The sequence below is a fragment of the Lentilactobacillus dabitei genome (assembly GCF_019061365.1).
Taxonomy (GTDB): domain Bacteria; phylum Bacillota; class Bacilli; order Lactobacillales; family Lactobacillaceae; genus Lentilactobacillus; species Lentilactobacillus dabitei.
In genome coordinates, this window is record NZ_JAHPPD010000078.1 from 1 (window position 1) to 12776 (window position 12776).

The window sequence follows — 12776 nt, forward strand, 5'->3', positions numbered from 1 at the left end:
AAAAGGCATTCGATTGTGTTATCTGAAGAATAACATGCTCGAATGCCTTTTTGAATACGTCCAATTATTTAGTGCTTACAACCCAACGGTTTGACGCGTTAATATAACAAGGGCTATTGATAATCCTGGGTTCGGGATTATTGATAGCCCTTGTTATATTGTTAACGTCAGTTGGGTGAAGCACGTTTCCACAATATAGTCGAGTAGTAACAACTAATAAATGCCTATGATCAGGGATCATTTTCAGTTAAGTGGAAGAAGCTGATGAGCTGAGCACATTATCACAGAGAACATCTGGAATAGGAATAGTAGCAAGAAACAAGTGCCCCCGATCAAGAAGATTGAATGCATTCACCGCTCATCACAAATCCGTTTCTATCTTGAAGCGTCAAAGTTAAACAAGCATTACTTCTTCTCATCAATCAATACCGTCCCTGCCGCCGGATTTTGATCAATTGCGCCAACAATTTCATGAGGCGTATACAATTCCTCTAAATAATAAATATCCTCCGGTGTCAATTTAACTTGCAAGGCAGCAATTGCATCATCCAAGTGTTGAACCTTTGTGGAACCAACGATCGGGGCCATGACCCCTTTAGCCCACTGCCAAGCTAGTGCAATCTGACTCATCGATACATGATACTTAGCCGCTAATTTGCTAACTCGGTCGACAATTTTTTGATCCTGGTCTTCAGCTCGATCATATTTGCCCATTGATACCCGATCGGTCTGACTCCGCAGTGTATCTACTTGCCAATCACGATGACTTAAATGACCAGCTGCTAATGGACTATATGGCATCAGGGAAACATTCATTTGCTTACAAATCGGGATTAATTCCCGTTCATCTTCACGATAAAGTAGGTTGTAATGATTTTCCATTGCTTGAAATTGCGCCCAACCATTATCCTTGGCAACTTGTTGCATATTATAAAATTGATAACCATACATGGCGGATGCCCCAATTGCCCGAACCTTCCCGGATTTGACGAGATCATTTAAAGCAGCCATCGTTTCTTCGATTGGTGTCTCGTAATCAAACCGATGGATGATGTATAAGTCCAGATAATCCGTTTGAAGACGTTTAAGCGAGCCTTCAACTTCTCGATGAATAGCCTCACTGGATAAGCGACCCGGATTAAAGTAAGCTTTTGAGGAAATTACAACCTGATCGCGAGCAACCTTGCTTTCCTTCAATGCCTTTCCGAGGTATTCCTCGCTGGTCCCTTCAGAATATACATTGGCCGTATCAAAGAAATTAATTCCTTGATCCAACGCATGATTGATAACCTGCTTACTGTTATTGTAATTCAGCGTCCAGTCGTGCATTGTCCCAGCCTTGCCAAAGCTCATCGCACCAACACAAATCTTCGAAACATGAATATCAGTATTTCCTAATTGTGCGTATTTCATTTCTTGATCTCCCCTTTCAATTGGATGCCAATAGATTTCATGTAAATGGTACACCTTAAAGTCCGCTTTAAGTCAAGAGAGCGGTTTAATCCCACTAATCGCTTATGAACGGGGGAAACAAAAGAATTGGTTAATTGGTTTGAACATCTCCAGGCATGGTCATTTGGGCCAATTCTGACTAATTATCCGAAGAATTGGTTGGATCGTTTCCCGCTCCCGCTTCAAATAAGCCCCATAAAATTCAATTTTATTGTGCGGATCGTCAATTCGAACAGGATTCCGATTATTATTCTTAAATCGCTCGCCTGTCGTACTAGTTACTTGTGATAAGTTTGAAAAGAAAAACGGAAAATTTGAATATCGACTAATTTGACTCATGGCATTCAAATCTTCCTGATAAAGAAATGATGCATTGTGAATTTGTTCTTCAACGATTTGCCGCCAAGGCCCAATATCTTGGACCACCAGGAAACTCAAGCCAGCTAAATCTGCGAATGAAATGTGCTGCTGCTGAGACAGTGGATTAAATTTATCAATGCCAACCCCAAGATATTCGCCCCCTAAATACATGGATTCAATATCATCAGTGGTGATTTCCTGATTGGTAAAGATTAATCTGTCGTTGAAAGTCTGCAGCCGATCAATCACTTCGTCTAGCTTAATCGTCTGATCGTTAATGTTCAATTGACTTTCAATTTTGTCCTTAATCTGATTTAACAATAAAATTGGTCCAGGGGCAACCGACGCAATCGCAATTTCATTTTTTGAGCGGTCGTAGTTGCGTACTTTGCCGGTAAAGTCGCTTTCTGCTTTTAATAACTTCTCAGCCTCTCCAACGGCAAATTGACCGCTGTCATTGAGCTGAATGTGGTTGCTGACTTGCCGATCAAATAATGTGACGTCCAACTGCTGTTCAAGCTTTTTCATCCCCCTGGTTACCGTTGGTTGCGTGATCATCAAATGTTCCGCGGTTGCACTGAGAGTACCATACTTTTGAAAAGCAACTAGTTCTCTTAATAATTCTAAATCAATGGCCAAATCAAAGCCTCCCTACTACTATGTCATATCTGTATAGTAACATACTTAATCGGTAATTTTCTTTTCCAAGCTGCAGCCATATACTAGCATTGTTAACAGATAAAGAATTAACTTGAGATTAACAACTAAGGAGATTTTAATCATGCAATTCGTCACTTTAAATGATGGTCATAAAATGCCTCAACTCGGCTTTGGTGTCTTCCAAGTACCTGATTTAACGATCGCTGAAAAAGCAGTTAGTGATGCGCTGGACACGGGCTATCGATTAATTGATACCGCAGTCGCTTACGATAACGAAGAAGCAGTTGGCGCGGCAATTAATAAGAGCCAAGTGAAACGGGAAGATATTTTTGTGACGTCCAAATTATGGGTCGATCACTTTACCTATGAAAAGGCCAAACAGGGAATTGATGATTCTTTAACCCGACTCGGACTGAATTATATGGATCTTTACCTCCTTCACCAACCATATGGCGACATTGCTGGCGCTTGGCGAGCTTTGGTGGAGGCTCAAAAAGCCGGCAAGATTAAGTCAATTGGTGTTTCTAACTTTGCCCCTGATCAGTTAATGAATTTGGAATTGATGTCAGATGTGAAGCCGGCCATCAATCAAATCGAGGTTTCACCATGGTTTCAAGAACATGCTGAAGTTGACTTTGCAAAGAGTCAAGATATTCAGGTTGAAGCCTGGGCACCGTTTGCTGAAGGTAAACACGCTATTTTTACCAACGAAACAATTGCCCACATTGGTCAAAAATATGGCAAAAAGAATGGCCAAGTCATTTTACGCTGGCTCATTCAACGAGGAATTGTGGTTATTCCTAAATCAGTTCATAAGACCCGCATGGCTGAAAATTTCAATGTTTTTGACTTTGAGCTCACCGACGAAGAAATGCAAACGATGAACACGCTGGACAAGCACGAAAGTCAATTCTTTGACCATCGCGATCCAGCCGCAATTGAAAGCATCTTTGGTCAAAGCTTGAAGGCGTTACGTCAATAAGGAGGAAAAATGAAAGCAGTCGTATTTATTAAGCCTGGACAGGTTGAAGTCCAAGCCGTCCCAAAGCCTAAAATCGATGGCGACAATCAGGCGTTGATTCGGGTCATCCGGGCCAGTGTTTGTGGTTCAGACCTGTGGTGGTATCGTGGTATTTCTGAACGAGCCGCTAATTCTCTGGTGGGTCACGAAGCAATTGGTATCGTTGAAGAAGTGAGTTCGGATGTGAAAAATTTCCATCCCGGCGACTTTGTCATTGTCCCATTTACCCATGGCTGTGGTCATTGTGTCGCCTGCTTAAATGGCTTTGAAGGTAATTGTCTGAATCAACAGCCTCATACGAATGGCGGTTATCAAGCTGAATTTATGATTTATGAGCCAGCTGACTCCGGCCTGGTTAAAATACTTGGCAATCCTGAAGACTATTCAGAGGATCAACTCGCTTCATTACAAACCCTGTCAGATGTGATGGCCACCGGTTTTCATGCGGCACGAAACGCGGAAATCAAGCAGGGCATGACGGTCGCTGTGATCGGTGATGGTGCAGTGGGGCTTTGTGGTGTCATTGGGGCTCAATTGTTAGGAGCAGAAAAGATTATCTTGCTGAGTCACCATGAGGATCGAGCTTTATTAGGAAAAGAATTTGGTGCCACTGATGTCGTTGCAACCAAGGGCGACCAAGCCATAGCTGATGTTTTAACCCTTACCAAAGAAAATGCCGGCGCTGATGCCGTTCTTGAATGTGTTGGGGCTGCCAGCGCCATTGAGCAGGCAGGCCAAATTGCCCGACCTGGCGCTGTCATCGGCCGCGTTGGGGTTCCCCAGACTGAACCAAAATCCAACCAGCTGTTTTGGAAAGGCGTTGGTTTAAGAGGCGGCATTGCCTCGGTTACGCAACCAGACAAAGCTATCCTGTTGCAGGCGGTCCTTGATGGTAGGATCAATCCTGGAAAAGTTTTTACCAAACATTTTGACCTTGATCACGTTGAAGATGCCTACGAAGCAATGAATCAGCGGACAGCAATCAAGTCCTTATTAATCGTTAACAATAAGTAAAGGAGATAAAATCATGCCAAAATATGTCGTTTTAGCAGCAACTGGCCAAATTGGCCAACTAACTGCCCAGAATTTATTAACTAACAGCGATGCCCATCTCGTTTTATTTGGTCATAATGCCAGTCAACGATTAAGTCAGTTTGCTGGTGACCGGGTCAGCTTGGTTGACGGGGATTTAAAAGATCCGGCTGCCTTGAAGAATGCTGTGACCGGCGCCGACGCCGTTTTTCTTGCTTATGTTGCCTCACCTTCGATCGTTCAGCCACTCATTCAGGTGTTGGATGAAACTGGCGTTCAACGGTTTATCGCAATGTCCGTTCCTGATGTCTATCAGGAAGTTGCCGGCCCATTTCAATCATGGTACCGTGAACATACTGGCTTGGTTTGGAAAACCAATTATGTTGAGACAATTGCGGCGATTGAAAAATCCGACTTGGATTATGTCATCTTACGGACAACCTGGCTATACAACGATCCTGCCAAGACTGCCATTAACGTGACCAAGAAAGGTGAACCGTTTAAAGACGCGCAAATTTCTCGGGAAGCCGTTGCCAAATTTGCAGCTGATCTCTTAACTGGTAAGGAAAATTATCATCGAGAAAGCTTGGGGATTGGTGAGCCCAACACAGAATGGACGAAGCCAAGTTTCTATTAATGAACACGACAAAATAAGTGGATAGTTTCTAAAAAAATGGAGCTGTGACATTAGTCGGAAAATTGTTGACAAAGGCAACTCAAGCTCACCATTTTACATTGATAAAACCTGCGACAAACGGCTGATCTCCGCCATTTAAGTAAAAGCGGCAGTGCATTCCAAAATCAGAATGCACTGCCGCTTTTACTTAAATTCTAGGATCAAATCGCCTTTCGTCCCAATCTTAGCTCAGAATCTAAAAGAAATTAATTTGCTTTACCGGCTTTAACCTTCTGTCCAAATTCAGTCTCATCAAAATGATCAATCACATTCTGAAGATCCCCTTTGGTCAAGCTTGCACCAAACAGACTGCTGCCAGGTTCGGTCATAATGCCATCAGCGAGATCATCATGAACCACCGTATCAAATCCCATTGTATTCACAAAATCGGCGACTTCATCCACTGCCGCTTTGTTATTGCCAGTCACAAATAATGCCTTGCGATTCTCAGCACCTGCAGGCCGAGCTTCTTCTTGAAGATTATGATAACCCATATGATTAAAAGTTTTGACAATCGTACTCTTATTAAAATATTTCTGAACCTGTTCACTAGAAGTTGAATTGGGATCCAGAACTTCTTCGCGAATCCCATCGGTTTCCCACCAATAGTTCATCGCATCAATGACCAATTTGTCTTTGAGCAGCTTTGGCTTGATATTTTTATACCGACTGAGGGGAATGGCTAAAATAATCAAATCACTTTTGCTAACAACGCCCTGATTGGTTGCCGAAACTGCACCTGGAACCAGCGTCTCAATAGTCAGGGCAATTTTTTGAACAGAACCGGAGCCTGAAATTCTGACATTATAGCCAGCAGCCAAGGCTAATTGAGCCAATACAATGCCAACCTTGCCGGCACCGATAATGCCAACGTTTTTAATTTTTGCCATTTCTAACCCTCCTCAGACAGAATTTCTTTAACACGAGGAATCACCTTGGTCGCATAAAGCTCAATCATTCGTTCACGCTGAGCGGCCGTCTGATTGCCAGCACCATAAACCAGATCAAACCGACCAAGCTCAAGCAACTTAATCGTTCGAGCCATTCGTTGGGCAACATGTTCTGGGTTCCCCACATAAAATGACCCAACTTTGGTTTCACCATCAAATTGTTCCCGGCTCATTGGCGCCCAACCCCGGGTCAAGCCGATCCGATCAAAGTTTGCCTTAATGTTCTTCCAAGCAACTTCAACGGCCTCATCCTCATCATCGGCGATAAAGCCATGTGAGTGAACCGCAACTGGTTGAATGGGCTTGCCAAATTGACTGGCTGCCTTTTTGTACAAATCAAGGTAAGGGACAAATCGATCTGCCTGGCCACCGATAATCGCCAAAATGACTTTATACCCATACTTAGCGGTTCGAATAATTGATTCAGGTGAGCCGCCAATCCCAATGTAGGTCTCAATGCCGTTGTAATCAGTCTTGGGATAAACATCCTGATCCTTCAAGGTTTGGGTAAACTTGCCCTGCCAAGTGACCGGTTTTTCCTTAATTAATTGACTGTACATTTCCAATTTTTCGTTGAATAAATCGTCATAATCGGTTAAATCATAACCAAATAACGGGAACGATTCGGTAAATGAACCCCGGCCCAGCATGATTTGTGCCCGGCCAGCAGATAACCCTTCAAGGGTGGCAAATCGTTCGTATACTCGAACCGGATCATCAGAGCTCAAAACCGTTACTGCTGTGGCCAGCTTAATGTTTTGAGTCACAGAAGCGATGGCCCCCAAGACAACTTCTGGACTGGAGACACTATAGTCGGGTCGATGATGTTCGCCAACCCCGATCACGTCAACACCTAGTTTGTCAGCCAATTGACCCTCTTTTACAATTTGGCGAATTGATTGGCCAGCCGTCAAGAGATCGCCGTTTTCAGCGGAAACAATATCCCCGAATGTTTCCAACCCAAATTGCAATTTATCTACATTAACCATATTTTTCCTCCGAATGCTTATTTTTTGTAAGTATGATATAAGATTATTATAGATACCCGCAAAAAGCAACTAAAGTCGCCAATTAAAAACGGCAGTGCATGCCAAAATCAAAATGCGCTGCCGTCTTCACTTAAATTCTGGGGTCAAATGAACTTTCGTCTGAATCCCGTCATCTTCCTAATGAGTCACTTGATAAGCCCGATTGATTTGTTTACTTCGGTTTTGAAATGGGAATGCCTTGGTGACCCCTTCAACTTTATCTTGATCAACAAAGCCCCAATACCTGCTGTCATCAGAGACTGATCGATGATCGCCCAAGACAAAATATTTTCCTTTAGGGACTCTAACCACCTGCTGATCACCGACCCAGTGTGCAGACAATGACTTCAAATTCCAATTACCGGTTCCGATCGTTCGTTGCTGCGTCCCAATGTAGCCCTGATACAACTTCGTATGGTTAACATAGATGTTACCGTTTCGACTATTAATTGTATCGCCTGGTAATCCAATCACTCGCTTAACGTAGTAATCTTTGGGGGTTGCTTGAGGATCTTCCCCGTGAGCATCGAAAACGATGACTGAATTACGATGAATTTTAGCTTGCCGCAAGCTCACCACCATTTGCTTATTCTGCAAATTAGGCTGCATCGAATCTCCGTCAACAAAATTGGCTGAGATTACGAATTGCTTAACCCCAAATCCAATGACTAACCCAACGACGACAGGAATTACCCAACTCAATACTTCTTTGAAAAATTTCAATTAATCCACCAATTACTCACTTTAGTTGTCATTTTTACATCTATTCAATATAGTTTATCATCTTCCATGGCACTATCCAACACCTCATGTTTAAAGCATGAAGATTCCAAACAATGTTGCTGGGGCAGATGTTAATTCTAATCGGCAATCATCGATTTGGCTGGTCACTAATGACTAAGTTAGTGCTGCGCCAAACGGCTGATCCTTGCCATTTAAGCAAAAAAAGCAATACATTCAAAATCAGAATGCACTGCTCTTCCATTCAATTCTGGGGTCAAAACACCGATTGTCCCAGTCTCGACAACTTATTCAAGTATCTTTCAATCAACTTATTCGTGGTGGGTAATTCCACTCAGCCTATCAAGGGTTTCCTGCTTGAGGTAGTAAGGGGTGACCCCATCGTCTACGGCTTTGGATAACAGTCCCTGAGCCTGCTTCTGCGCAATAATGGTGGGTACCTTCAACGACATAACCGATTTATTAATCACCATTTGATGCACATCAACCTCTGTCTTGTAATGCAACGGTTGTTGGCGCTTCGGTTCCTTTGATTGGTTGGTCTTGCCTTTAGCCATGAAAATCCCTCCTCACTAGTAATATTAACTTCATGATAGCAAATCCGACATTGAAAGTATATTTAAACGACTAGTCACGAACACTGATTTTGTCGAACTTATCTTGATACCATTGATCCCAAGATCCAGCCACTAAATGACCATTTGGATAATAATCCGGATTAATCACGGTAACTACGTGTTTGATATCTTGGCCTCGTTCTTCATATAAAGCTGCTCTCATTTGTTCGGGAGTAAAGGCCTGGTTTTCAAAAACAAAATGATTAATGTCTGCCAAATAGTAGTCAACTTTGTACTCAGCTAAAATTTCAAGATCATTTTTCTTCAACCAGCGAAGATAGAACTCAATAAAATCTTCAATCGCTTTTCTAGTCGCTGTTTCATCTAACCTATCGATAGATACTACATCTGCCACAGTGCCACCTCCTCTTATAGTTCCATTATGCCACAAATTTTGGGGTCGCGTCTAATTATGTAGTATGATTAAAGAGAATCCAAAATAATCAAAGGATGCGGATAATTATGTCGAAGAGAACAGTTTATACAGATTATTTTTTTGATGAGCCAGCGTACAATACTCATGATGGTGGTTTCATTCCACTTGAGGAGCCAAAGACGCCACAGCAACCGCTAAGAATTCCAGAACTTTTGAAACCAGACGAGGAAACACCGACCGATATGTATTACACGGTCGTTGCTCAGCCTGGTGAAGTTCAGTTATTACCCGGCGCCAAAACGAAGACATGGGGATTTAATGCCCCCTTTCTTGGAAAAACCATCTTATTCAAGAACGGTAAGATGATTCACATTACATTAAAAAACGAATTGCCCGAATTAACAACCTTTCATTGGCATGGGTTAAACGTGCCGGGACCAATTACGGATGGCGGGTGCCATGCCCCCGTTTATCCAGGCAAAAGTACCCAGATTGAATTTAAATGCCATCAACCAGCTGCGACTCTTTGGCTCCATGCGCATCCATGTCCATCAACTGCCGAACACGTGTGGAAGGGATTAGCAACTGCCGTTGTTGTTAAAGATGACGTTGAAGCTAAACTGCCATTCCCAAGAACCTATGGGGTGGACGATATTCCCGTTATTTTGCAGGATCGTCGTTTCCATAAAGACAACCAGTTAGATTACATCGCTGATTATGATCCGGATGGCGTGCAAGGACCAACCCCTGTCATTAATGGAACCGTTAATCCATACTTTGATGTCACGACGCAACGACTTAGATTGCGCTTATTGGATGGTGCCAACCGACGTGAATGGCGGCTGCATTTTAGCGATGATCTCAAGTTTACCCAAATTGCATCAGACGGTGGCATATTGCCAGAACCCGTCGACTTTACTCATTTGATGTTAACCTGTGCGGAACGGGCTGAGATCATCGTTGACTTTAAGGGTCACAAGCCAGGTGATGTTGTCACCCTCTACTGTGGTGACGTCCCGGTGATGCATTTTCGGATTCATGAGTTTGCGGCAGACGATACTGAACTACCCGATCACTTGGTCAACATTCCTGACCCTGAAGTAACTGCCGGCGCTCCGGTCCACAAAGTTGTCATGTCTGGAATGGACGAAGAAGTCATGATGAACGACAAAAAGTTCGATATGCAACGCATTGACGATCGTCAGCAAGTTGGTCACGTCGAGTATTGGGATATTTCAAATACCAATGATATGAGTAACGGAATGGTCCACCCTTACCACATGCACGGCACCCAATTCAGAGTGGTGTCTAGAAATGGCCATGCCCCATATCCTAACGAAAATGGATTAAAAGATACCGTTGGCGTTAATCCTGGTGAAACCGTCCGGCTCAAAGTTTGGTTTGAGCACCTTGGTGTTTACATGAACCACTGCCACATCATTGAACACGAAGATGGCGGTATGATGGCTCAGTTTGAGGTCTACGATCCAGAAAATCCAAAAACCTATCAATTAATGGATATGACGACCCTGATGAATGCATTTGCAAAAGAGCGGGGCGTTGCAGTGAAAGATTTACATATCCCTGGCATGGATATGTAAACTTAATTCTTGCATAGAGTTAGCGGGTATGATAGTATTACTCATGGAATGAAAAATGAATATAGCTGTTAGGTGAGGCTCCTATGTGAAAAATGCTACTGCTCAGAAACGTCGAAAAACGCCAATGAGTCAGCTGTCCCAGTCAAAGTAAGGCTTGGACTAACGTAGCTGTTATTTATAACTACATCACATAGTGCTAAAGCTCAACGACTGGCGAAGCTTTAATTTTGTGTGTCCAGTCGTTAATAGCTGGGCACTTTTTATTCCGAAAATTTGATTAAAGAGGTGAGTGTTATGACAACTGAATTTAAAGATCCTGGAGCGTCGAAACACCAGTCTACCAAGGGAAAGTCGGTTGTGATAACCTCGCGGCCTTGATTTAACGAGAAATTGTTACAATCGATTTTCCCAAAATCATTAATAGTCTAACCATCTAAATGTTTTGTTTCTTGCTTATCGGCTTTAATGCTGAATGGATCACAAGAAATTTCTCGACTTCGTTGTTTAGATAGCGCGACTCATTGGGAATTCAATTAATGCAATTTCTCGGTGGTTTTGAACATTGAGGTATTGACGTACCTGTGTTCAATCGGTTAAGTTAACCGATAAACGCTTCACCTTTTAGGAAACTAATTGGGGAGAATGAGGTTAATCGTCATATATTGCCAACACATAAATACGATAATAATAGTAATTATGAGGGACATTACCTCCAAGAATTTGGTGGAAACTAATTCTTGAAAAGTGACTGCTATCTTATCGAACTAATAACATTATAAAGCCGTCAACGTAAATTTCGTTGACGGCTTTTAATTTACTTTCTTTTAAATGAAGCAATGTATTTGCGCGATTTTTCTTCGTCAAATTCTTTTTCGGATTTACCAATCACGACAGTGGCTAATGAGTTACCCACTACGTTAACGGCTGTCCTTCCCATATCAACAATTCGATCGATCCCAGCAATAAACGTTAAACCAGTAACTGGGACACCAATTGTTGAAATTGTTGCCAGTAGGACCACAAAGGAAGCGCCAGGAACGCCGGCCATTCCTTTTGAAGTAATCATTAGGACAACTAGCAAAGTAATCTGCTGGCCGATTGAAAGGTTGATATGGTATGCCTGAGCTAGGAAGAGTGCCGCAATTGATTGATAAATTGCTGAACCATCCAAATTAAACGTATAGCCAGTTGGAATGACAAATGAAACAATTCCTTGGCTTGAACCAAATTTTCCCATTTTTTCGATCATCTTTGGCAAGACCGCTTCTGAACTGGCGGTTGAAAATGCTAAGACAATTTCGTCCTTAATAACCAATAACAGATCAAAAATGCTGAACCCAAATATCTTCGCCACAATGCCCATCATAACTAATATGAATACGGTCATTGTGACGTAGGCAATTGCCACAAAGTAACCAAGTGGAATTAAGGCGCCAATACCCATTTCTGCCAGGGCAACGCCGATCAGTGCACAAACTCCAATTGGGGCAGCATGCATCACCCAGTTGGTTACTTTAAACATTACTTCAGCTACCGCGTTCAATCCATCAATTAAAATTTTCCCCTTTTCTCCAATGGCCGCAATTCCAAGTCCAAAGAAAACTGAGAAAAAAATAACCGGCATCATATCACCGTTAGCCAATGAGCGAAAAATGTTGGTGGGAATGATTCCCAACAGTGTACCCCAAATACCCGTATGCTGAGCAGACTTTGCTGTTGCCATGTATTGACTTATATCTGAACCATGAAGCGAATGAATATCAATCAATGTCCCGGGATGCAAAACATTTGCAACTATCATTCCAAGTGCAATTGCGATTGTTGTCATTAATTCAAAGTAGATAATTGTTTTCAGGCCAACTCTACCAAGTTTTTTAATGTCTCCCATGCTGGCAATTCCGACTGTTAAACATGAAACCACAATTGGCAAAACAATCATTTGAATCAAATTAATGAACATTGTTCCAATATTCTGCATGGTCGTAATCGCAGTATTATTTTTATAAAAAATAACTCCGAAGACAACTCCCAGAACCAACCCAATGAGGATCTGCCATCCTAAGGTTAATCGGTATGCTTTGTAGCGCTTCATAATTTCACCTGTATCCTTCTTAAAATATGTACTTATTTCAATATAAAACAAAAGCCTTCAACAGTAAATACCATTGAAGACCTTTATTGATTGCGTGGCAACGTCCTACCCTCGCAGGGGGCGATCCCCCAACTACTCTCGGCGTGCAGAAGCTTAACTGCTGTGTTCGG

12 protein-coding genes and 1 riboswitch are annotated in these 12776 nt (G+C 42.5%); of the genes, 4 read left to right on the plus strand and 8 right to left on the minus strand.

Going from position 1 to position 12776, the window contains the following annotated elements; translation table 11 throughout:
- Nucleotides 1–405: 405 nt before the first annotated feature.
- Nucleotides 406–1413 carry an aldo/keto reductase gene (locus KTE19_RS10775; RefSeq protein WP_217164946.1) on the minus strand — a complete coding sequence of 336 codons (1008 nt, stop codon included), beginning with the start codon at nt 1411–1413 and terminating at the stop codon, nt 406–408.
- A gap of 159 nt (nt 1414–1572) precedes the next feature.
- A complete protein-coding gene (locus KTE19_RS10780) occupies nt 1573–2451 on the minus strand; it encodes a LysR family transcriptional regulator (protein WP_217164948.1) in 879 nt (292 codons plus the stop codon).
- 142 nt (nt 2452–2593) lie between these two features.
- Here KTE19_RS10780 and KTE19_RS10785 point away from each other — a divergent pair, with 142 nt between their 5' ends.
- Genes KTE19_RS10785 through KTE19_RS10795 form a run of 3 tightly spaced genes read left to right on the plus strand, consistent with a single transcriptional unit; the run spans nt 2594 to nt 5162 of the window.
- Complete coding sequence (locus KTE19_RS10785; protein ID WP_217164949.1) at nt 2594–3454, plus strand: aldo/keto reductase; 861 nt, start codon at nt 2594–2596, stop codon at nt 3452–3454.
- 9 nt (nt 3455–3463) lie between these two features.
- On the plus strand, nt 3464–4507 hold the full coding sequence (locus tag KTE19_RS10790) for an alcohol dehydrogenase catalytic domain-containing protein (protein ID WP_217342273.1): 1044 nt from the start codon (nt 3464–3466) through the stop codon (nt 4505–4507).
- Between the two features lie 13 nt (nt 4508–4520).
- The gene (locus tag KTE19_RS10795; RefSeq protein ID WP_217164953.1) at nt 4521–5162 is read left to right on the plus strand and encodes an NAD(P)H-binding protein; all 642 of its coding nucleotides are present in this window, start codon (nt 4521–4523) and stop codon (nt 5160–5162) included.
- 245 nt (nt 5163–5407) lie between these two features.
- On the opposite strand, the gene KTE19_RS10800 is transcribed toward KTE19_RS10795, so the two are convergent.
- From KTE19_RS10800 to KTE19_RS10820, 5 genes are all read right to left on the minus strand, one after another.
- On the minus strand, nt 5408–6091 hold the full coding sequence (locus tag KTE19_RS10800) for an NADPH-dependent F420 reductase (protein WP_217342274.1): 684 nt from the start codon (nt 6089–6091) through the stop codon (nt 5408–5410).
- Nucleotides 6092–6093: 2 nt separating this feature from the next.
- Nucleotides 6094–7140, minus strand: a complete 1047-nt coding sequence (locus KTE19_RS10805; protein ID WP_217164957.1) for an LLM class flavin-dependent oxidoreductase — start codon at nt 7138–7140, stop codon at nt 6094–6096.
- Nucleotides 7141–7317: 177 nt separating this feature from the next.
- Nucleotides 7318–7902 (minus strand): signal peptidase I, encoded by a 585-nt coding sequence (gene lepB, locus KTE19_RS10810; RefSeq protein ID WP_217164960.1) that lies wholly within the window; start codon nt 7900–7902, stop codon nt 7318–7320.
- Between the two features lie 329 nt (nt 7903–8231).
- On the minus strand, nt 8232–8477 hold the full coding sequence (locus KTE19_RS10815; protein ID WP_217164962.1) for a hypothetical protein: 246 nt from the start codon (nt 8475–8477) through the stop codon (nt 8232–8234).
- 70 nt (nt 8478–8547) lie between these two features.
- On the minus strand, nt 8548–8892 hold the full coding sequence (locus KTE19_RS10820) for a hypothetical protein (RefSeq protein WP_289427520.1): 345 nt from the start codon (nt 8890–8892) through the stop codon (nt 8548–8550).
- Nucleotides 8893–8999: 107 nt separating this feature from the next.
- Between KTE19_RS10820 and KTE19_RS10825 the strand changes: the two genes are divergently transcribed.
- Nucleotides 9000–10514, plus strand: coding sequence for a multicopper oxidase family protein (locus tag KTE19_RS10825; protein WP_217342275.1), 1515 nt, complete (start codon nt 9000–9002; stop codon nt 10512–10514).
- A gap of 57 nt (nt 10515–10571) precedes the next feature.
- A riboswitch (M-box (ykoK) riboswitch) is annotated at nt 10572–10736 on the plus strand.
- Nucleotides 10737–11328: 592 nt separating this feature from the next.
- Here the strand turns inward: KTE19_RS10825 and KTE19_RS10830 are convergent.
- A complete protein-coding gene (locus KTE19_RS10830; protein WP_217342276.1) occupies nt 11329–12606 on the minus strand; it encodes a cation:dicarboxylate symporter family transporter in 1278 nt (425 codons plus the stop codon).
- Nucleotides 12607–12776 lie beyond the last annotated feature (170 nt).

Coding starts and splice junctions, on each gene's coding strand:
- KTE19_RS10775 (WP_217164946.1), bottom strand. CDS start 1,413: ATGAAATACGCACAATTAGGAAATACTGATATTCATGTTTCGAAGATT.
- KTE19_RS10785 (WP_217164949.1), top strand. CDS start 2,594: ATGCAATTCGTCACTTTAAATGATGGTCATAAAATGCCTCAACTCGGC.
- KTE19_RS10790 (WP_217342273.1), top strand. CDS start 3,464: ATGAAAGCAGTCGTATTTATTAAGCCTGGACAGGTTGAAGTCCAAGCC.
- KTE19_RS10795 (WP_217164953.1), top strand. CDS start 4,521: ATGCCAAAATATGTCGTTTTAGCAGCAACTGGCCAAATTGGCCAACTA.
- KTE19_RS10800 (WP_217342274.1), bottom strand. CDS start 6,091: ATGGCAAAAATTAAAAACGTTGGCATTATCGGTGCCGGCAAGGTTGGC.
- KTE19_RS10805 (WP_217164957.1), bottom strand. CDS start 7,140: ATGGTTAATGTAGATAAATTGCAATTTGGGTTGGAAACATTCGGGGAT.
- KTE19_RS10815 (WP_217164962.1), bottom strand. CDS start 8,477: ATGGCTAAAGGCAAGACCAACCAATCAAAGGAACCGAAGCGCCAACAA.
- KTE19_RS10825 (WP_217342275.1), top strand. CDS start 9,000: ATGTCGAAGAGAACAGTTTATACAGATTATTTTTTTGATGAGCCAGCG.
- KTE19_RS10830 (WP_217342276.1), bottom strand. CDS start 12,606: ATGAAGCGCTACAAAGCATACCGATTAACCTTAGGATGGCAGATCCTC.